General features: G+C 44.9%; 24 protein-coding genes. 11 read left to right on the top strand and 13 right to left on the bottom strand.

What is annotated here, in order from left to right:
* Positions 1-13 precede the first annotated feature (13 nt).
* From RH061_RS19780 to RH061_RS19770, 3 genes are all read left to right on the top strand, one after another.
* A complete protein-coding gene (locus RH061_RS19780) occupies positions 14-1327 on the top strand; it encodes a Na+/H+ antiporter family protein (RefSeq protein ID WP_311072519.1) in 1314 nt (437 codons plus the stop codon).
* Between the two features lie 93 nt (positions 1328-1420).
* Positions 1421-2017, top strand: coding sequence for a sulfite oxidase-like oxidoreductase (locus RH061_RS19775; RefSeq protein WP_311072518.1), 597 nt, complete (start codon positions 1421-1423; stop codon positions 2015-2017).
* A 95-nt stretch (positions 2018-2112) separates the two neighbouring features.
* Positions 2113-2307, top strand: a complete 195-nt coding sequence (locus RH061_RS19770) for a hypothetical protein (RefSeq protein WP_311072517.1) — start codon at positions 2113-2115, stop codon at positions 2305-2307.
* Positions 2308-2353: 46 nt separating this feature from the next.
* On the opposite strand, the gene RH061_RS19765 is transcribed toward RH061_RS19770, so the two are convergent.
* A complete protein-coding gene (locus RH061_RS19765; RefSeq protein WP_311072516.1) occupies positions 2354-2704 on the bottom strand; it encodes a YuzC family spore coat inner layer protein in 351 nt (116 codons plus the stop codon).
* 204 nt (positions 2705-2908) lie between these two features.
* Here RH061_RS19765 and RH061_RS19760 point away from each other — a divergent pair, with 204 nt between their 5' ends.
* Positions 2909-3541 carry a DedA family protein gene (locus RH061_RS19760; protein ID WP_311072515.1) on the top strand — a complete coding sequence of 211 codons (633 nt, stop codon included), beginning with the start codon at positions 2909-2911 and terminating at the stop codon, positions 3539-3541.
* A 68-nt stretch (positions 3542-3609) separates the two neighbouring features.
* Here the strand turns inward: RH061_RS19760 and RH061_RS19755 are convergent, their stop codons facing one another.
* A complete protein-coding gene (locus RH061_RS19755) occupies positions 3610-3792 on the bottom strand; it encodes an asparagine synthase (protein ID WP_167833633.1) in 183 nt (60 codons plus the stop codon).
* 103 nt (positions 3793-3895) lie between these two features.
* Between RH061_RS19755 and RH061_RS19750 the strand changes: the two genes are divergently transcribed.
* Positions 3896-4282 carry a PaaI family thioesterase gene (locus RH061_RS19750; protein WP_311072514.1) on the top strand — a complete coding sequence of 129 codons (387 nt, stop codon included), beginning with the start codon at positions 3896-3898 and terminating at the stop codon, positions 4280-4282.
* 1207 nt (positions 4283-5489) lie between these two features.
* Here RH061_RS19750 and RH061_RS19745 read toward each other — a convergent pair.
* From RH061_RS19745 to RH061_RS19710, 8 genes are all read right to left on the bottom strand, one after another.
* Entirely contained in the window at positions 5490-6650 is a 1161-nt protein-coding gene (locus RH061_RS19745) for an FAD-dependent monooxygenase (RefSeq protein WP_311072513.1), read from the bottom strand.
* Between the two features lie 149 nt (positions 6651-6799).
* Complete coding sequence (gene mnhG, locus RH061_RS19740; RefSeq protein ID WP_311072512.1) at positions 6800-7174, bottom strand: monovalent cation/H(+) antiporter subunit G; 375 nt, start codon at positions 7172-7174, stop codon at positions 6800-6802.
* The gene (locus RH061_RS19735) at positions 7152-7427 is read right to left on the bottom strand and encodes a Na(+)/H(+) antiporter subunit F1 (RefSeq protein WP_396654903.1); all 276 of its coding nucleotides are present in this window, start codon (positions 7425-7427) and stop codon (positions 7152-7154) included. The genes mnhG and RH061_RS19735 overlap by 23 nt, the downstream gene beginning before the upstream one ends.
* A gap of 14 nt (positions 7428-7441) precedes the next feature.
* Positions 7442-7918 carry a Na+/H+ antiporter subunit E gene (locus tag RH061_RS19730; protein WP_311072510.1) on the bottom strand — a complete coding sequence of 159 codons (477 nt, stop codon included), beginning with the start codon at positions 7916-7918 and terminating at the stop codon, positions 7442-7444.
* Positions 7919-7924: 6 nt separating this feature from the next.
* Positions 7925-9406 (bottom strand): Na+/H+ antiporter subunit D, encoded by a 1482-nt coding sequence (locus RH061_RS19725; protein WP_311072509.1) that lies wholly within the window; start codon positions 9404-9406, stop codon positions 7925-7927.
* Positions 9399-9740 (bottom strand): Na(+)/H(+) antiporter subunit C, encoded by a 342-nt coding sequence (locus RH061_RS19720; RefSeq protein WP_311072508.1) that lies wholly within the window; start codon positions 9738-9740, stop codon positions 9399-9401. The genes RH061_RS19725 and RH061_RS19720 overlap by 8 nt, the downstream gene beginning before the upstream one ends.
* A complete protein-coding gene (locus tag RH061_RS19715; protein ID WP_311072507.1) occupies positions 9740-10162 on the bottom strand; it encodes a Na(+)/H(+) antiporter subunit B in 423 nt (140 codons plus the stop codon). Before RH061_RS19715 ends, RH061_RS19720 begins: the two co-directional genes overlap by 1 nt.
* Entirely contained in the window at positions 10149-12566 is a 2418-nt protein-coding gene (locus RH061_RS19710; RefSeq protein ID WP_311072506.1) for a Na+/H+ antiporter subunit A, read from the bottom strand. Before RH061_RS19710 ends, RH061_RS19715 begins: the two co-directional genes overlap by 14 nt.
* A gap of 216 nt (positions 12567-12782) precedes the next feature.
* Here RH061_RS19710 and RH061_RS19705 point away from each other — a divergent pair, with 216 nt between their 5' ends.
* A complete protein-coding gene (locus RH061_RS19705; RefSeq protein WP_311072505.1) occupies positions 12783-12986 on the top strand; it encodes a hypothetical protein in 204 nt (67 codons plus the stop codon).
* Between the two features lie 199 nt (positions 12987-13185).
* The gene (locus RH061_RS19700) at positions 13186-13743 is read left to right on the top strand and encodes a DUF5366 family protein (protein WP_311072504.1); all 558 of its coding nucleotides are present in this window, start codon (positions 13186-13188) and stop codon (positions 13741-13743) included.
* Positions 13744-14042: 299 nt separating this feature from the next.
* On the opposite strand, the gene RH061_RS19695 is transcribed toward RH061_RS19700, so the two are convergent.
* The gene (locus RH061_RS19695; RefSeq protein ID WP_311072503.1) at positions 14043-15860 is read right to left on the bottom strand and encodes a transglycosylase domain-containing protein; all 1818 of its coding nucleotides are present in this window, start codon (positions 15858-15860) and stop codon (positions 14043-14045) included.
* 222 nt (positions 15861-16082) lie between these two features.
* On the opposite strand from RH061_RS19695, the gene kapD reads away from it, so the two are divergent.
* Positions 16083-16706 (top strand): 3'-5' exonuclease KapD, encoded by a 624-nt coding sequence (gene kapD, locus RH061_RS19690; protein WP_311072502.1) that lies wholly within the window; start codon positions 16083-16085, stop codon positions 16704-16706.
* Positions 16707-16777: 71 nt separating this feature from the next.
* Here the strand turns inward: kapD and kapB are convergent, their stop codons facing one another.
* Positions 16778-17158 carry a kinase-associated lipoprotein KapB gene (gene kapB, locus RH061_RS19685; RefSeq protein WP_311072501.1) on the bottom strand — a complete coding sequence of 127 codons (381 nt, stop codon included), beginning with the start codon at positions 17156-17158 and terminating at the stop codon, positions 16778-16780.
* Positions 17159-17264: 106 nt separating this feature from the next.
* Between kapB and RH061_RS19680 the strand changes: the two genes are divergently transcribed.
* The 3 genes from RH061_RS19680 to RH061_RS19670 all read left to right on the top strand — a co-directional run bounded on the left by RH061_RS19680 (position 17265) and on the right by RH061_RS19670 (position 19195).
* On the top strand, positions 17265-17987 hold the full coding sequence (locus RH061_RS19680; protein WP_311072500.1) for a peptidylprolyl isomerase: 723 nt from the start codon (positions 17265-17267) through the stop codon (positions 17985-17987).
* 73 nt (positions 17988-18060) lie between these two features.
* Positions 18061-18273: a hypothetical protein gene (locus RH061_RS19675; protein ID WP_311072499.1), complete on the top strand. Its 213-nt coding sequence runs from the start codon at positions 18061-18063 to the stop codon at positions 18271-18273.
* 472 nt (positions 18274-18745) lie between these two features.
* Positions 18746-19195, top strand: a complete 450-nt coding sequence (locus tag RH061_RS19670) for a hypothetical protein (RefSeq protein ID WP_311072498.1) — start codon at positions 18746-18748, stop codon at positions 19193-19195.
* A gap of 49 nt (positions 19196-19244) precedes the next feature.
* Here the strand turns inward: RH061_RS19670 and RH061_RS19665 are convergent, their stop codons facing one another.
* On the bottom strand, positions 19245-20414 hold the full coding sequence (locus RH061_RS19665) for a MalY/PatB family protein (RefSeq protein WP_311072497.1): 1170 nt from the start codon (positions 20412-20414) through the stop codon (positions 19245-19247).
* Positions 20415-20460 lie beyond the last annotated feature (46 nt).

The following is a 20460-nucleotide window of genomic DNA, read 5'->3' as shown; positions in this document are numbered from 1 at the left end:
AGGAGAACTCATTATGAATGCAGTTGTGATTGCTGTCCTGGCCATGCTGATCCTGAGCCTGCTTCGTGTCAATGTTGTACTGGCATTGATTGCTGGAGCGCTGATTGGCGGTTTGACTGGCGGCTTAAGTATAGAAAAGACGATTGAAGTATTTACTGGAGGGCTTGGAGGCAGTGCTGAGGTAGCGCTTAGTTACGCGCTGCTTGGGGGTTTCGCAGTTGCGATTTCCAAGACGGGCTTGCCCAATCTGATTGTTGACAGGATGGTCGGCATGATTGGCAAGAACGGAGAGTCGAAAGCCAAGACGTATTCTAAAGTGATTATAGTCATCCTGATCTTAATGATGTCGATTTTTTCGCAAAACTTGATTCCAATCCATATCGCGTTTATACCAATTTTGATTCCGCCGTTGTTGATCATCTTCAACGAACTGAAAATCGATCGCCGTTTGATTGCGTCTGTCCTGACATTCGGCCTTACGGCGCCATATATTTTGCTGCCGGTAGGATTCGGCGGTATTTTCCACGATATCCTGGCTACGAACATGGCTGACAGCGGACTGGACATCGATATGGGCGATATCCCGACAGCGATGATGCTGCCTGTTGCTGGTCTTGTTGTTGGTTTGTTGATCGCCATCTTCGTATCTTACCGAAAGCCTAGAATCTATCAGGATCATCAAGTGGTCCAGGTTGAGAAAAGTGAGTATTCCAAAGCCGGAATCATTTTCTCAATCATTGCGATTGTCGCAGCGCTTGCTGCCCAGCTTTACTTTGGCTCAATGATCATCGGTGCACTCGCAGGTATCATTGTCGTGTACGGTAGCGGTGCGATCAAGTGGCGAGAAGCCGATAATCTTTTAACAGAAGGCATGAAGATGATGGCGTTCATTGGATTCGTCATGCTTGCTGCTTTCGGTTTCGCCGATGTCCTGAAGGAAACAGGCCACGTTGAAACACTAGTAGGGCAGGCTGCTGACGCAATTGGCAATAATAAAGCACTAGGAGCACTTGCGATGCTTGTTGTCGGACTGCTCGTCACTATGGGGATTGGCTCTTCATTCTCGACAATTCCGATCATCGCCACAATCTTTGTACCACTAAGCCTTCAGCTAGGATTCAGCCCGATGGCAACAATTGCGATTGTTGGAACGGCAGCTGCACTTGGAGACGCAGGTTCGCCTGCCTCTGACAGTACACTTGGACCGACCGCCGGTTTGAATGCTGATGCACAGCACAACCACATCTGGGACACGGTTGTTCCTACGTTTGTTCACTATAATATTCCGCTGATCATTTTCGGCTGGATCGCCGCAATGGTTTTATAGTTCTGAAAATAAGCCGTCTTGCTCATCGGGCAGGGCGGCTTTGTTTATTTTAAAATGAACTTTCGGTAGGATAATAAAAAGGGGTGATCAATCATGTATTTCGGAAAAAAACGAAAAAAGGGCCCTTCGGACAGAGTCCCGCCGAACCAAAATGTCACGACCTCTTTCCCTGTCCTGCATTATGGCAATGTGCCGTATTATAAGAATCTGGAAGAGTGGAACTTGAAGATTTTCGGTCTTGTAGAAAAAGAAGTGATTTTATCCTATAAAGAACTGATGGCCTTGCCGCAGACGACCTCTGGCAATGACATCCACTGTGTGACTGGCTGGTCCAAGCTTGATAATGTCTGGGAAGGAATTGCCACTCAGGAGATAGCTAAGCTTGCCATGCCAACGGAAGCAGCTAAATATGTCATTCTCCATGCTGAAGAAAATTGGACGACGAATCTGCCGATCGAGGATTTTCTAAAAGAAACGAGTCTGCTTGCCCATTCCCATAACGGGGCGGAGCTAACCCCGGAACATGGTTATCCATTGAGGGCGGTCATTCCGCATTTGTATTTTTGGAAGAGCGCAAAATGGGTCAGGGGCATTGAATTTTCATCTGAAAACCGGCCCGGTTTCTGGGAAGAAAATGGCTACCACATGTACGGAAACCCATGGAAGGAACAGCGGATGACCTGGGACTAGGCATTTTTTCTAGTTCCAATGGACAAACGCCCATTCCATACCCTCAATGTTCGCATATGAAGTAATGTAGGCAAATATATGAGGGAGGTAGCTTTATGCATAGAAGAAGACCATTCTACGGTGGCAGACGTCCATTTGGTTTTGGTTATGGTGTTGGAGGTCCATTCATTGGAGGAGTATTGGGTGGCCTATTAGGCAGCGCATTACTATATCCACGTCCATATGCTTACGGATACGGCGGTTTCCCGCCATACGGCTATGGATACGGATATGGATATCCGTATTATTAAAACTCGAAGTTATGGCCGCTGTATGGAACAGCGGCTTTTTTTGTTCTCATTGCCATCTCAGCTGGGTGATGATATGGCAGCATTCCTTATCTCCTGCAAAATCCACAAAGTTCATCGTGAGTCCGTCCGGATTGTAAGTAATTTTGGGTTTCTTCTTAATCCCGGTTGACTCAATCAATCTTTCAACTTCTTTTTGTTGAGATTTCTGTGCGGCAGCCATTAATTCATTAGAGAAAGATGTGGATGTAGTGATTTTCGTCATCACAAGGTTAGCATCTCCCATTAAGGCGATGGCTTTATCAGCTGAAGTCCTGAACAGTGTCGCGTTCACTTCTGGAAATGGACGAGCTGAATCATTCCCCACTTTCCTGTTTTTTTGAAAAAATAAACAATGCATAAGCAGCTTCCCCTTCCTAACGGGTAAGTTTCCGACCTTTTTCAATGTATGAACATAAGGCCTTAAGTATGTAGACAGGAAAAGCTAAAGCACTTCAAAAAGGAAAAAAAAGAGGTGAATGACGGGGAGAAGGAGAATTCTTATACATATTAACTTCTATTGTGAAATAGAATCGGACCAAGGTGGGATGGAGGGAGGAGACCTATGGACCTGGACCTGGTTATCCATGTTATTGAAGATAATGGCTATTTCGGGTTGTTTTTTTGGCTATGGTTCGGGGTTTTCATTATTCCTGTTCCCAATGAGGTTATCCTGATGACTGTGGGCCTCGCTTCGGCTAAAGGGGCATTGAACCCAATGCTCGCATTTTTGGTCACGTATATGGGGATTTCTGCAGCCTTTACCTCAAGCTATTTGCTGGGAAGAATAATAGGAAGAAGAGTGCTTCGGTTATTGAAGAAAAAGAAGCGATTCGGCAATTCAATTGAAACTGCGATGAAGCTAATGGAGAAGTACCATGCTTTTTCCTTATCGTTAAGCTGCTTTGCTCCAGGAATCAGATATGTGCTGCCAATGATGTATGGCTTCAGCAGGCTCCCATTCAAAACCTTTGCTATTTTTGCCTATAGCGGCGCTTTCGTGTGGGTCTCCATCATTTTTGTGCTAGGCTATCTATTTGGAGACAAGATGGACATAATCATGAAGTACAACAAAGAAGCCTGGCTGGCAATCATCGGTTTCGCGTTCATCACCCTTGTTATCTTCCTCCGCCGGAGAAAAATAAAGAATGCAATTGTGCCTGAAGAAGTGGTCCTGCAGGAAAGGCAGCATAAATAACTGCCTTCCTTTAGGAACAGTTCATTAGAGGGTAATGCCTTTGATCTCATCCATGTTAAGCGGACTTGCTAAAACTCGTTTCGGTGCTCGACTAGGTCAATCGCACCCAGAACGATATGGGCCAATCCAAAACCGAAAATGGTGTTGGAAACCATTTTATCGATTTTACGATTTTGTTTCATAGCGTAACCTGCTGCTGTCACTGCCGTTCCTAGCACCGCAGGAATCATGCCTTCACGAACTCGGTTCATAGGGATCACCTCATATTCATGATGCGTCCTTTTAATAAGGACAATTATAGTTTCTCCTGGTCTTGAACGTAAATTGTTTGCCAAATATAAGGAGGTAATGAAATTGGAACTTAATAACACACTGCTTGGCTCACTGGGAATAGAAATAACAGACCTGCAAAAGGGAAAGGTTGTCGCTACAATGCCTGTCGATGACCGGACAAGGCAGCCATTCGGCCTTTTGCATGGAGGAGCCTCTGTAGCACTGGCTGAGACAGTCGCCAGCGTTGGAGCATTCGAACTGGTCGATAAGGAAAACGAAGTAGTCGTCGGCCTCGAAATCAACGCCAACCATATAAAGGCAAAAAGAGAAGGTGTAGTCACAGCTGTCGGAACCGTCCTCCATCAGGGAAAAACAACCATGGTTTGGGATATAAAAATCACCGATGAAGAAGAAAACCTTGTTTGCATTTCAAGATGCACAATCGCCGTCATAAAACGCAGAAAATGAACCAGCCGACTACGGCTGGTTTTGTTTTTGCGGAAGGGCAGCCTTAATAGCTCCGGGGACATCACTTGTGATTGAGGCAGGTTTGGTGGGAGAAGGAGAAAAGCTGTCAAGAAAAGCTCGTTATTGTGACAGGTTTGGTGGGAGAAAAGGGAAAAGCTGTCAAGAAAAGCTCGTGATTGTGACAGGTTTGGTGTGACAAGGAGAAAAGCTGTCAAGAAAAGCTCGTTATTGTGACAGGTTTGATGTGTGAGGGAGAAAAGCTGTCAAGAAAAACTCGTTATTGTGACAGGTTTGGTGTGAGAGGGAGAAAAGCTGTCAAGAAAAACTCATTATTGTGACAGGTTTGGTGTGAGAGGGAGAAAAGCTGTCAAGAAAAACTCATTATTGTGACAGGTTTGATGGGGGAAGGAGAAAAGCTGTCAAGAAAAGCTCGTTTTTGTGACAGGTTTGATGTGTGAGGGAGAAAAGCTGTCAAGAAAAACCCGTTATTGTGACAGGTTTGGTGTGAGAGGGAGAAAAGCTGTCAAGAAAAACTCGTTATTGTGACAGGTTTGGTGTGAGAGGGAGAAAAGCTGTCAAGAAAAGCTCGTTATTGTGACAGGTTTGGTGTGAGAGGGAGAAAAGCTGTCAAGAAAAACTCGTTATTGTGACAGGTTTGGTGTGAGAGGGAGAAAAGCTGTCCAGAAAAACCCGTTATTGTGACAGGTTTGGTGTGAGAAGGGGAAAAGCTGTCAAGAAAAACTCGTTATTGTGACAGGTTTGGTGTGTGAGGGAGAAAAGCTGTCAAAAGAAGTCTCAAGTTCAGACAGCTTTTACAGGAATACCGGCAAAGCTGTAAGAAGAAGCCCCAGGTTCGGACAGCTTCCACAGAAAATCCAGCAAAGCTGTCAAAAGAAGTCTCAAGTTCAGACAGCTTTCAAAGAAAATGCAGTAAAGCTGTCAAAAGAAGCCCCAACTTCAGACAGCTTTCACAGAAAATCCAGCAAAGCTGTCAAAAGAAGCCCCAACTTCAGACAGCTTTCACAGAAAATCCGGCAAAGCTGTCAAAAGAAGCCTCAACTTCAGACAGCTTTCACAGGAAACCCGGCAAAGCTGTCAAAAGAAGCCCTAGGTTCTGACAGCTTTCACAGAAAATCCAGCAAAGCTGTCAAAAGAAGCCTTAGGTTTAGACAGCTTCCACAAGAAATTCCCGCTAACCTGTCAAAAGTCACTCTAAATACAAACTATCCATATCTCCTTCGATCTCAACTACGTTCCGCAGCCTGGCATTATGATAGGAAGAGGGTGTCATCTGCAGTAGTTTGTTACGGAGCGAGCAAAGACCGGGGAAATCAATCCGCGCTGCCAATCCGTATAGTTTCATTTCCTCTTTAATAAGTTTCATGCGCTCCTGTCTGTGTGTTTCGTATTGTGAGAAAGCTTTATCAATGGTTTCTTCGGTCCTGATCCATTTTGCAAGGTATACAGCATCTTCAGCGGCCTGTGATGCTCCCTGGCCTATATTGGGCATGGATGCGTGTGCTGAATCGCCGAGCAGCAGGATTTTTCCCGTATGATGAGGTGTTAAAGGCTTCAATTCATATAAGTTGTCGTAAATGATATGGTCAGGAGGGGTGTTTTCCAAAATTTCCTGTATGGGTTCATGATAGTAGAAATAGTTGAACAGTAAATCGATAGGGGACCATTCTTGCATGTCGCTGTTTTCTGTAGAGGATTTTTTCAATGCGTACCAAAACACTTGATTATCTGTTAACGGAGCAATCCCGAATCTTCCCCTCGGTCCCCAGGTCTCCGTATAGGCTTCCACCTTCATTGGCGGATCTTCTAAAATGCCTCTCCAACACGAGAAACCGGAATACACCAGGCTGCTGTCTGGAAACAGCTTTTTTCGGACCTGTGAAGCTGCACCGTCGCAGCTAATAAGGCAGTCTGATTCAACCAGGGTGCCGTCTTCGAAAAATAATGTCATACTCTCATCTGTTTTAAAATCAATCATATGCTTATCCAAATGAAAGGAACCAGGAAGGAGTGCATCTGCCAAAATTCTATGAAGTTCAGAGCGGTGGATGAAAAGATAATTTGGGATGTGAGATGGTGCATGATAGTCGAACTCAGCGATGGTCTTGCCAGAATCAGATTTTAGCAAACAGCCGTCAGCATCTAATCCGCACTCACGCAATTTGGATCCCAACCCCATGATGTAGAAGGCCCGAATGGCATTGCCGCTTAGGATGATGCCGGTATCAGGTTCAAGTATCTTTTTCTCTTTTTCATACACCTCTGCCTGCATTCCTATTCTTTGAAGAGCAATCGCTGTACTTAACCCGCTGATTCCGCCGCCGACAATTGAGATTCTTGCATCGTTCATAATACTTAACCTCCATTCCGCAAAACAGGAATCCTGATACTTACCTTAACTATACGTGACTAATCCTTTGCTTGGTATGGATAAAAATTGAATTTTCCATGGACAAAAAAAGCCACCAGGTGGATATACCTGATGGCGCTTGATCATGATTATTTTAAATGTTCTTCAGCTTTCATCTTTTTCCGTGCTTTTGCAAGGTCGTCCTGGACTGTCCGGTCTGACAGCTTAACTCCGCTGTTATAGGCGGCCCTCGCAATCAGATGTCCTGCAACAGGAGAGGTCAGGAAGATGAACAGAACTCCCAGCAATAATCGGGAATTGAAATGATGTTCAATAAACCAGAAGTATATAAAGGTACCCAGCAATACGAGCATGACTCCCATGGTGGCACTTTTCGATGCTGCGTGGTTCCTTGTATAAACGTCGGGAAGCCTGATCAGCCCAAAGGCTGTCACAAGACTTAGGAATGCTCCGATCAGGATGAACAATCCTGCAAAAAACTTAACGATCTCCATTTCTGTCATATTCCATGATTTCTCCCTTCTCAAGGAATTTTGAAAAGGCAACTGTCCCAATGAATGCCAGGATACCAATCAACAGGATGATATCCAGGAAAGCACTCGTTTCAAGAAACACGGATACTAGAGCAACCACAGAAACGAGACTGATGCCGATTGCGTCAAGGGCGACTACCCGGTCAGCCACAGTCGGACCCTTGATCACACGGTAGATCAGGCCGATCATTGCAAGAGATATGAAGGTAATTGAAATCCACATAACAGCTTCGAACATTATCGGCTCACCTCCATAATCGCTTTCTCAAACGTATTTTTGATACTCTGGATCGCTTCATCCGCATCGCTGATATCCATCGCATGAACATACAATATCCTGTTGTCAGGTGAAATATCGACGACGAGGGTTCCCGGAGTCAAAGTGATCAAGTTTGCGAGCATGGTAATTTCCCAGTCTTCCTTCAATTCTGTTGGGAATGCGAAGATGCCTGGTTTGATATTAAGCTTAGGCCTAAGTACAGCCTTTAAAACTGATATATTCGAAAGAATCAGTTCCAAAGTGAATATATATATCAAGTTCAATACGGCGCTAACTCTCAATAAATAGAACCGTGAAGTGAAGAAGCGCCGGAATATATAAATGATGAGCAGGCCAAAGAAATACCCGACGAAAAAGGAGGCCGGGGAATAGGATGTCTTAAGGAACATCCAGACAAAGGCCAGAATGAAATTCAGCAAGATTTGAAAAGCCATAGCTCATCACTCCTTTAAAACAGCATTAATGTAGATTTCCGGATTGGCAAGAGTTTCGGCGGCTGTTGAGATAACCGGATAAATTGCCTCAGTTCCGAACCCATATAAAACAGCAAACACGGTGAGAATAGCTGGTGCTGCAAGCAGCCATTTTACAGGTGCTTCATCTTCATTCTTAAAGGCTCTTGGCGTTCCCCAGAAGCCTCTGATGAAGATTCTCATGACTGAAAACAGTACAAGCAAGCTTGACATTAGTACAACAAAAGCACCGATATAGTTTTCTGTTTCAAAACCAGAACGGACAATCATCAGTTTGCCTGCGAAACCGCTGAGCGGCGGAATTCCCGCAAGCGCTGCTGTGGCAACGAAGAATGTCCACCCAAGTGCAGGGTACCTGTTGATCAACCCACTGATTTTTTCAAGGTCGCTCGTTCCAGTGATAATGATGATAATCCCGATCAACAAGAATAGCGTCGCTTTTATGTTCATGTCATGAATCAAGTAAAAGACTGAGCCAGTGAGTGATTCGGGTGTCAGGACAGATACGCCGAACAGGATGACACCGACTGCAACGATAATGTTGTAGATAATGATTTTTTTGATATCAGTATAAGCGAGAGCGCCAATGACACCGGCAATGATTGTCATGACAGCAAGGATTTGCAGCAATTGATGCGTATAGCCTGCATCATGGTAAAAGAATAATGTATAGGTCCTTGTGATTGAATATACGCCGACCTTGGTCAACAATGCCCCGAACAGCGCCATAACAGGTGCTGGCGGCGCGTAATACGAACCAGGCAGCCAGAAATAAAGCGGGAAGATCGCACCTTTTAATCCGAAGACAATCAGGAACAGGATAGCGATGACTGTGATGATTCCTGCACTTCCAACCTCGCTAAGCCTTACTGAAATATGCGCCATATTCAGGGTGCCTACGACTGAATATAAATAGGCTACAGCAATGACGAATAGTGCTGACGAAATGACGTTCACGAGTATGTATTTAATCGATTCGCGGAGCTGGATTTTCGTCCCGCCCAGAACAAGCAATACATATGATGACATCAGCATCACTTCGAAAAATACAAACAAGTTGAAAATATCACCTGTCGTAAATGCCCCGTTGACGCCAACAATCAAAAAGTTGACGACCGGATAGTAGAAAAACCTTTCACGTGCCTGTCCTATTGATTTGAAGGAGTAAAACAAGGACGCGAAAGCGATAATGCTTGTCGTCAAAACAAGCAGGGAAGAAAGCATGTCCGATACAAGCGTGATACCATATGGTGCTTCCCAGTTGCTGAGATCCATAGTCTGGATGCCATTCCGATAAACATGGTTTGCCAGCATGAAAGAAGCAACAATCGTGATCAATCCGCTTATCGCTGAAATCCAACGCTGGGCCATGATGTTTTTACTGAAAAAAATAAGTACAACCCCTGTAATCAGAGGAATCAAGATAGGTAAGATAATTAGATTATTCATGTCCTTCCTTTCCTCTCAAGCGATCCATATTATCGGTTCCAAGCTCCTGGTAGGCACGGTACGCCAAAACCAGGAAGAATGCCGTGACGCCAAAGCTGATGACGATCGCTGTCAGAATCAACGCCTGTGGCAGCGGATCGACATAGGATGGAGCATGTTCCCCCAGGAGGGGAGCAGCACCTCTTTTTAACCCTCCCATTGTAAGCAGGAGTAGATGGGCGCCGTGACTCAATAGCCCTGTTCCGATGATGATTCTGAGCAAGCTTTTCGAAAGCATGAGATAAGTGGCTGTCATAAATAAGATTCCTATTAGAAAAGCCATTAAAATTTCCATTATTCGCTCTCTCCAATCGTTTGAATAATGGTCATTGTCACACCAATGACGACCAGGAAGACTCCTGTATCAAACAGGACCGCTGTGTGCAAAGATGTTTTGCCCAAGAGCGGGAAGTCCACATAAGTATAGGCATGCGTCAGGAACGGCATATCAAAAAATAACGCTCCGGCACCTGTTCCAATTGCAAACAGCAGACCGACCGCCACGACTTTAATATAATCGACCGGCAAAATCGTCTTGACTGTCTTGATATCGAATGCAAGCAGGAGCAGTACGATTGCTCCTGAGGTCATCAATCCGCCGATGAATCCGCCACCCGGATAATAGTGGCCTGCGAAAAACAGGTGGATGGAAAACAGGATGATGACAAATAAGGTGAACTTCGTGACAGTCTGGAGGATTACATCATTTGTTTTCATCCAATTCTTTCCCCCTTGTCAGCCGAAGCTTGATCATCGCGAATATCCCAAGGGCTGCGATGCCAAGGACGGCAATCTCAAACATCGTATCAAAGCCGCGGAAATCAACAAGGATAACGTTGACCATATTTTCGCCGCCAGCTTTTTTATAAGTATTTTCAATATAATACTCCGAAATGGAGCTGAACATCTTGTTGCTATGGGCAGATAAAGCAATCACCGTTACAATTGCCCCTACGCCAATCGAAATTAAGGCGTTTGTAGCCTTGAAGCGGATTCTCTCTTCATCTCTCCTGATTTGCGGCAAATGGTAAAACGCAAGCAGGAATAGAGCAACAGATACCGTTTCAATGACCAGCTGTGTCAATGCTAGGTCCGGTGCCCTGAATATGACGAAGAACAATGCGACCGTATAGCCAACAGCGCCAAGAAGGATGATGGAAGTCAGCCTGGATTTGGCGAACAGGATGGTAATCGCTGAAACGGCCATGATTAGTACAAGCACGACCTCAAAAAAGCGGATAGGTGCTACTTTGCTCAAATCAAGCTTGAATGCGTCCTTGTAAATCATGGTCGCAGCCAAAGCCAAAATTAAGAATGAAAAGATATAAACGAGATATGACCGTATAAATCCGGTCATGTACGACTTTGTAAAGTTTCTTGATGTAAGCTCCATGAGTTCCAGGCCTCGATCATAGATACGATTCAGTGCCAGGCGCTCAGGGAATTTACGGTAAACTCCAGTCCATTTAGGCATGAACTTATAGAGCAAAATCCCAATCGTGATAACACCGATTGTCATGAACAATTCAGCCGTTGGTCCGTGCCAGTGAGAGATATGGACATCGAAACCTTCCCCGCTTTCTAGCAGTGATGGCAGGATCGAACCCATTGCCGGCGAAATGATGTTATGTGACAGTACATTCGGGAAAATCCCGAAAATGATCACAAGTGAAGCCAGGATGACTGGTGAAATCAGCATTCCGATCGGTGCCTCATGCGGCTTCTTCTCCAGCTTTTCAGGCTGGTATTTGCCCATGAAGGTCTTGAATACATACATCATGCTGTACAGGAAAGTGAAAACACTGGCTGTCCAGGCAATGACAGGGAACAGGATGCCCCATGTGTCCATATTGAAAATATCCATTTCGGCAATGCGCAGCATGCCAGTAAAGAACATTTCCTTACTCAGGAATCCATTGAACGGAGGAATTCCGGCCATGGAAAAAGTCCCGATGACCGCAAGCGTAAATGTGATCGGCATGAAATTCATCAAACCGCCAAGCTTGCGTATATCCCTTGTCCCTGTTTCATGGTCAATGATCCCTGTTACCATGAACAGGCTGCCCTTGAATGTGGCATGATTGATCAGGTGGAAGACAGCGGCTGTGACGGCAACAATATAATAGCCATTTTCAATCGTTCCATAATGCAGTGCAGCAGCGCCGGCGCCAAGAAGTGACATGATCATGCCGAGCTGGCTGACGGTTGAAAAAGCAAGGATCGCTTTTAGATCCGTTTGTTTTACGGCAGAGAACGAACCCCAGAATAATGTGATGACCCCAACACCGGCAACCAGCCAGACCCAGGTGCCAGAATGGGCGAACACAGGAGTCATACGGGCAACAAGATAGATTCCCGCTTTGACCATCGTGGCAGAGTGCAGGTATGCACTGACAGGCGTTGGTGCTTCCATTGCATCAGGAAGCCAGATGTGGAATGGGAACTGAGCTGATTTTGTAAAAGCCCCCAGCAGGAACAGGATCAGTGTCGCCGTGAATAAAGGATGATTCATGACTTCATTGGACATTTGAATTGTTTCGGAAATGCTGAAAGTGCCTGTGATGATATAGAGCATCAAGATGCCCCCAAGCATTGACAGTCCACCGAAAACCGTGATCAGCATCGATTTTTGCGCACCGTAACGAGAACGTTCACGATGGTTCCAGTAGCCAATCAGCAAGAAAGACGAAAAGCTGGTCAATTCCCAGAAGGTATAGAGAACAATCAGGTTGTCCGACAAAACGACTCCCAGCATCGCGCCCATGAACAAAAGCAGGTAGACATAGAAAGTATTGAGTTTTTCTTTGTCCGGATTTAAATAATAAATCGAATACAGCACAACCAATGCGCCGATTCCGGTGATCAGCAGGGCAAACAATAGCCCAAGGCCGTCAACTTTTAACGTGAAATCAATCCCAAGCGAGGAAATCCAGGGTACGGTCTCCATTACCGTTCCGCCATGTCCTGTTGTACTGATGAACTGCAGGAAATAGGCAAACAGCACAGCCGGAAGCGGCAGCAGGAACCATCCCGTATGAATACTCTTGAAATACTTATGTAAAAATGGAATTAAGATCGCGAGTAAAAGCGGTGATAAAACTGCAAGGTGAAGTAAAGACAAAAGATAATACCTCCTTATTTAATTCCGTATTCATGGCTTAACATTATATTTTTTGCCAAATAAACCTAGTTCATGCCCTCAACCCACTGATGTGAAAATTATATCGTAAAAAAGTTGGGGATGCATGTCATCGACCTTGAAGAATCAAGGTTTTATCCATTGCTGAATAAAAACATGGTTCTTTTTGCATACTAACAGTGAATAGGGGGGATAGCCATGGCCCGAAAGCTGATTGTATGCGTTGGGATATTCCTGAGTTTGTTCACGGGGTTTATGTTTCTTGATCGTATGGATGAAAAAGAATTGTCAAATAAAGGTCCTGGGGTGCTGAAAATCCAGCAATCAGATTTGGACGAGGTTGAAACAGCGACTTATGTACCGTTCGGTTCAAGAGAATACGTCCGGATTGTTCCACAGTAACACCAACCTTTTTATACGGACGAGACGCAAAAAGGTTTCAATAAAAATTAAAGTTCCTGCAAAGGGGCTTTTTTTCTTTGGAGAGTTTTTCTGTCAGTTGCTTCTTGCGGTGTTTTGCATTTCATATTATTGTTGCCGGTCCCCGTCATTTCTTTCATAATGATAAACAGGAAATGAAAGAATTGAGTGAATCGTTTATATGAGAAACCCTTACCTAACAAGCTACTTCCCATTGCTGTCGATCATTATGTTCAGTCTGGCCCTGTCACTAAGGACTGAAATCGAGTTAGTCTCCATCCTAAAAAATGCCGGGATTTATGATGGCATGCTGGAATTCTTTTCAGACACAGGAATTAAGCTATCACTGCTGGCATTGCTGATGGTGGTGTATTTCATGGTGTTCGCAGCTCTGAAGCTGATTGCCGATACAATCAATGAGGTCAGCCTCTTATTATTTTCGAGGGATCACGAAGGTGAAAGCCTGAAATTGATTCGCAAAGGCTCTGTTATTTATTTTGTTGGCGGGATTGCAGCACTGGCCAGCTTCTTTAGTTTCACCGGGATCGGCTCGATATTTTTATTGGCTACATTGGTCTATTTCATTTATTTCGTCTATAAAATCAGCCCTAATCTTACATTTGCCGGCATTATCGGAACAGTATTCTTCCAGGTCATCCTCTGGAGTACCCTCGTACTTGGCGTAATGTATCTCGCGGTAAAAGTATATAACAGCCTGCTCGCAAGCTTACCGATTTAGAACGTTAATTGCAGTTCTTTACCCCCGGTTATGCCCGTCCAAAGGAAGATGACAGACAGGAATAAATAAGAGCAGGGAAAAAATGCATCATAGACGTGATGACGGACAGAAATAGAAAAGAGAAGTAAAAAAGTGTCCATCATAGACGTGATGACGGACAGAAATAGAAAAGAGAAGTAAAAAAGTGTCCATCATAGGCATGATGACGGACAGAAATGGATGAGAGAGACAAAAGTGTCCGTCATAAAAATGATGACGGGTGATTTACGATGAACCGGGCGGAAATTTTTCTGCCCGGTTTATTTTTTCATGATATCGCGCCAAATTAATAGATGCGGCGACTGATGGTTGATATATTCCATGCTTTCCGGCTTGTCTTTGCCGATCCATACTCCTGCTGTGTAAGGGCCGTTGAAGCCGATGAACCAAAAATCTTTGAAGTCATTGGTTGTGCCAGTCTTGCCGCCAGCTCCAAGTCCTGCACCAGCTGCTTTTCTTGCTGTCCCGGTGGTAACCGTCTTTTGCATCAGGCTGCGGACTTTTTCAGCGGTGCTTGGATTCCATGCCTGTACTGGCTCGTCATTCCATCTATAAAGAACCTCTCCATCCGCCCCTGTTACCTTGGAGATTGCCCGTGGTTTAAGATATAGGCCTTTATTGCTGAAAACTGTATAAGCTGAAGTCATTTCAAGTGGACTAACCCCGGTCGTGAATCCGCCAACTGCCGCGGCCAGCACATGGTCCTGTGTTGTTACTTTTTTTAGTTTAAAAGGTGCCAGGTCACTGAAGGCTTCATCCACGCCAACCTGCTGGAATATCCGAATTGCCGGTGTATTGTAGGAATGGATGAATGCCTTTTCTAGGGTGACCATTCCGTAGTTTGATCCCCCGTAGTTCCTTGGGCAATAACCCTTGATGCAAAGAGGACCGGCGTTGATTGGAAAATCTTTGTTTGCTTCGAATCTTTCAAAATAAGGTGCATATACAAGCAATGGCTTGATTGAAGAGCCTGGCTGGCGAAAGGCCTGGTATGCGCGGTGGAAGTCACCGCTCTGATAACCCTTCCCTCCTGAGACCGCCACAATCTGGCCTGTTTCATGGTTGATCACCACGGCAGCACCTTGAACCGTTGCATCTGGGAGACGGGATTCAACAGCCTGGACTGCCTGTTTTTGCAGTACAATATCCAGATTTGAATGGATAGTCACCCCTGAACGCAGCAATTCTTCCACCCTTGTTGTTAGTTCCTCGTTGTCATCAAGATTTTCCTGTTCGGAAACCAGTTCCCTCAGCTCGTGTAGAGCATATGAAGAATAATCCGGGTATGAATTTTTTCTGGAATCGACTTTAAGGGTGATAGGTTCTTTCTTTAGATTTTCGGCTGTTTCAGGTTTGATTTTTCCGTGTTGTGCAAGCTGGTCGAGAAGCCGTTCCTGGCGTTTTTTCGCCCGGTCGAAATGCTCGATCGGGTCATAATAGGACGGATTATTAGGAATCGCAGCAAGGAAAGCCTGTTCGGCCTGTGACAGGTCCAAAGGGGCTTTTTTAAAATAAAAGTCCGCTGCAGCCTTAATCCCATATGCATTATTGTGAAAATAAATCGCATTCATGTATTGTTCGAGAATTTCCGGCTTGGTAAAGGTCTTCTCCAGCTGGTATGCATATAAAACTTCACTCAGCTTGCGGTTATAGGATTTGTGATGGTTCAGGTACTGGTTCCGCGCCAGCTGCTGGGTAATGGTGCTCGCGCCTTGTTCAATGTCGTCTGAGTGAATATTGATCGCGAGCGCGCGGCCAATTGCCGGCAAGTCAAAACCGGGATGCTTTTCAAAATTCCGGTCCTCAGAAACAATGAATACCTCTTTTATAAAATCAGGGATTTCATGCCCGGCAGCATAGCTCCTGTTCATTGGACGATGGATCTCTGAAATGACTTCGCCGTTATTGGCAAGGATCAAACTCGTCTGTGAAAGCTTCGTCTCCGTTAGATCGATTTTTTCATCAAGGGTTTTGCTTATGCTTACCGCATTTCCCGCTTCTGTATAGGTTAAAATCACAACTGCAATAAACGCAGGGATCAATAGTAGTATCAAAAGATAGCCTGTTATAATCCTCACGGCAATTCCTTTCTGCATTCAATTTGTTTTTTTGTCACTCATCATAATATCGGAACGAATGAGAGGAGATTTACTTTCTTTTTCAAGTTGAAAAAATGCTGGATATAAATTGCAGAAAATTTAAAAATTTATTAAAAAACATGCTATAATAGATAAAATAATCGACCGAAAAGCATATACTGGTTACATACAACTACTGGCTTTTCAGAAAGTTGGGGAAGCATGAGCGAAAAAGAAAGGACAACATTATTTATTGATTTTGAGTTTACGATGCCTGACCGGAACAGCAGAAGAAAGGGCTTTTATCCTGAAATCATTGAAGCTGGCGCTGTCCTCGTCGAGAATGGCAAGGTGGTTGAACAATTCTCATCTTATGTTCGGCCGCTGCGTTTTCCCATTTTGACAGAACGCTGCCGCTCGTTCCTGAACATCACTCAAGAGCAGGTGAATTCAGGCATTACTTTCAAGGCTTTGGTTGATAAGCTTAAGTCAATGGGTGGGAACAAGAATTGCCAGATTGTCACCTGGGGCAATATGGACATGAAGGTCTTGCAGCAAAATTGCCAGCAAGCGACCGTGGGATTTCCGCTGCCGGGAAAGCAAATCGATCTTTCGATGGAATACAAGCGTTTCTTCGGCGACCAGAATCAAACAGGTCTATGGAAGGCCGTGCAGGAGTATGGCAGGGAAGGCACAGGCAAACACCACCGCGCTCTTGATGATGCATTGACGACCTACCATATTTACAAGCTCGTCGAAAAAGACAAACAATATCTTCAGAGACCCGAACCCGCAACAATTGGGGATATGGTCGATTTTTCCAAACTGCTCAATAAATTCGCATAAAAAAGCCAGATTGGAATGAACAATCTGGCTTTTTGCGTCTGTGCTGTTTTTGGTTGAATACAAAATGACCCTTATTTAAAATAATCTTTTTCCAAAGACTCTAGGTTTCTCAGGCTTTGCTGTGCCCAGGCAGAATCATCGCCTTCAAGTTCGGCACGCAGCTTGCTAGTCGCTTCTTTTAAGGAGTCGAGGTAATCAGGGATTTCGCCCTCGAATGGCTTGACCATTTTTTCCGGGATGTTGGCCTGTTCGCGGAAGGACAGTGCTTTTCTTTCATGGAAAAAACCAACACCTGCGTCCTTCGGATTATGGAGGTCTCCCTGCATAGGATGTTTTGCGACAGCCAATACGCGGACAAGATAGTGCTGTGGACGGCGTTCCGTGATTTCGCCTATGTATTTGCCGGTTTTATAAATGGCGGTAACTTGATCGCCAATGTTTAATTCAGCCATGTTGAAGCTCCTTTCGGGTTCGTGATAATTTCTTATATTATAGCAAAAAAGACAGATGCAAAACATTTTGTAATCGTTTAAAGTGACTATAGGAGGGATACATACAATGACTAAAAAAATATTGGCAGTACTTTTTGCAATGATGCTAGTCCTCGCTGGCTGCGGCAGCGCTGACGAAAAGCAGGAAGCAGACAAGCCGAACGAGGACAAGACGAATGCTGGACAAGCTGTCGAGGAAGATCTCGATTATCCGCAAGCGACAGCAGAGGTCCAGGATGGTGAGAGGCTTGTGGAAATGGTCACGTCCATGGGAACTGTTAAAATCAAGCTTTTCCCTGAGCAAGCTCCAAAAGCGGTAGAGAATTTTATTAAGCACAGCGAAGAGGGCTACTATGAAGGAGTCACATTCCACCGAGTGATCGATGGCTTCATGATTCAGGGGGGAGACCCTGATGGAACCGGAATGGGCGGCGAAAGCATTTACGGGGAACCGTTCGAAGACGAATTCTCCAAGCAGCTTTTCAACATCCGTGGAGCATTATCAATGGCCAACTCGGGTCCGAACACGAATGGCAGCCAATTCTTCATCGTCCAAAACAAGGGGCTGGATGCTAGTTTGCCTGAGCAGATGAAGCAGGCAGGTTATCCTGAAGAAGTCCTGAAGATGTATGAAAATGGCGGCACCCCTCACCTTGATGGCAGGCACACTGTATTCGGCCAGGTAGTCGAGGGAATGGATGTTGTTGATAAAATTGCCGCTGCTCCAACTGGCGCTGGGGACAAGCCAGAGGAAGACGTCGTCATCGAAAAAATCAATGTGTTGGAATAGGAAGTTGTTTGCGGTTGGACGTAAATCCAAACCTTGATATAATGTTTGGAGAGCTGAAGAAAGGAAGATGAGAATGAGTAAGTGGTTTGTCATCTCATTATTTTTATATTTTCCGGAAGACAAGACAGAATATATCCCGGCCGCGATCACGTCACTCGTTTTCCTGATCGGTGCTGTCCTGACGATGAGATACATCATCAAAGTTTCAAAAAGGGAAGCGAAGAAAGCAAAGGAACACGAGCAGGCAATCATGAAGCAAATGAATGATACCAAGGAGAACAGCTAATATTATTGGCTGTTTTTTTTTGGGTAAATAATTGGAAAGATTTTTAGGTTCCAAAAGGATTTCGAGGTATCCAAAGTTTAATTGACTAATTAAAATTAAATATATGGCTCTGTGAAGCTAATGCTGATTTTTACATCCTGTTGATTGTAGTGGAAGGCACGTAGACTCCTCCGAAAATGCTAACGCATTTCCCTCGTGCGTGGGCTCTGATTCGTGGAAGCTAATCAATGTCCTGCGGGAGGCCGGGTGAGACCCCGCAGGAGCTTGCCCGAGGAGGCTCAGCGCTAGCCCCGCGGAAAGCGAAGTGCCTGGAACGAAAATCAACAGTCTTATTTGACAGAGGCAGAATATAACAAAATTATTTATAAAACAGGTTTAACAACAACAAAACCAGGGTAAAAGTCATGTTTTCATTATTTTACTAAAACGTTATAATACAATTTATATTCTAAATTAAGGTTAGGGGTATAAATTGAAGAACTTACAGATAGAGAAGATTGTCGATCAGATTCTTGTTCAATCTGGCAGCAGTGTGAAAGTGGAACTTGAGGATTTTTTCCCGGGAGACCGTTTTGCGGGCGGGAAATATAATTTCGGAAGTCATACAATTACTTTATATATTGAAGAGATCAAGGCGCAATGCCTGCAGGTCTTTTCGTCTATGGATCAATTTGAAGATTATCTTGCTATTGTGTTTGCTCATGAGATTGGGCATGCGGAGGATTGCGAACTTGCGGAGCTGATCCAGAAGATGGAGGAAGCCGGCAATGATGTGCTGAGGAAGAGGATTGCCCTCCAGATTGAGAGGAATGCCTGGGATTACGCACGCATGCTGATTTCGCAAGATCTACACCCGTTGATGGACACGATCATAAGCTATTCCTTAGAGCCATATTACGAAGCGCTGGAAGTGAGCGCATAAAAATGGAGCTGTCCCGAATGGGACGGCTCCATTCTTGCTTTCAAAAAGTCTAGCTGAATGCCCTTTTCAGCCTTTCAAGTCCTTCATTCAAGGTTTCACGCGGGCAGGCGAGATTCATCCGGACGAAGCCTTCGCCGCCTTCGCCATACTTCGTACCAGGTTCCAGTCCGAGTTTGCCTTTTTCGAGCAGTTGATCCTTGATTTCCTCGTCGCTCAAGCCAAGCTCACGGCAGTCGATCCACAGGAGGTAAGTCGCATCGGCTTTCATCGGCTTGAGTACTGGCAGGTGTTCGGCGATAAAATCTGTTGCTATTTTCATATTCTCATCCAAGTAGTCAAGCAGCTGCTCCAGCCATTCTTCGCCTTCTCGGTAGGCAGCTTCCATCCCGGCGACCGCAAAGGCATTCAAAGTGAAGAATCCTTGCTGCTCCTGGACCTTTTTGAATCTTTCCTTCAGCTCCTTGTTCGGGATGAGGGCAGCGGATGCCTGAAGCCCGGCCAGGTTGAAGGTTTTGCTTGGCGCAACGAAAGTAGTGGTAATCTCCCTGAACTCTTCTTTGATCGAGGCGATGGGAATATGGACATTTGGCTTGAACACGAGATCTGAATGGATTTCATCGGAAACAATCAGAACGTCATACTTCACACACAGGTCACCGATCTTTTCCAGCTCATCCTGCGTCCAGACCCTGCCTCCAGGATTATGCGGGTTGCAGAGAATGAACATTTTCACGCCATCCTGCAGCTTGGCTTCAAAGTCGGCAAAATCCATTTCGAATCGTCCGTTTTCAATCAATAAATTGGAAGTCAGCAGGGTGCGTTCATTATTTTTGACCATGTTGAAAAAAGGTGTATACACGGGAGAATGAACAAGTACCTTATCGCCTTTTTCCGTAAAGGCGCGGATAGCCGTGCTGATTGATGGAACGACACCTTCGCTGAAAACGATCGATGATTTCTTGAATTCACAATCATGGCGCTTTTTCATCCAATCCTGGATGGCTTCTGTCACAGACATCGGGACAAAGGTGTAGCCAAATATACCATGTTCAATCCGCTCCTGCAGTGCATCGGTAACTGCCTTTGGAGGATGGAAGTCCATATCTGCAACCCACATTGGCAGAACATCATCCTTGCCGAAAACCTTATCAATCGCATCCCACTTTACTGAATGCGAATTGTTCCTGTCCACTACCTTGTCAAAATTTATTCTTTCCACTATGTACGCACCGCCTTCTCCTTGAAAAATTTATCCTACTCTTACT

The sequence above is a fragment of the Mesobacillus jeotgali genome (genome assembly GCF_031759225.1).
GTDB lineage: Bacteria > Bacillota > Bacilli > Bacillales > Cytobacillaceae > Mesobacillus > Mesobacillus jeotgali_B.
Note: the sequence above shows the minus strand (reverse complement) of the source record. Positions and strands in the feature narration are given on the sequence as shown.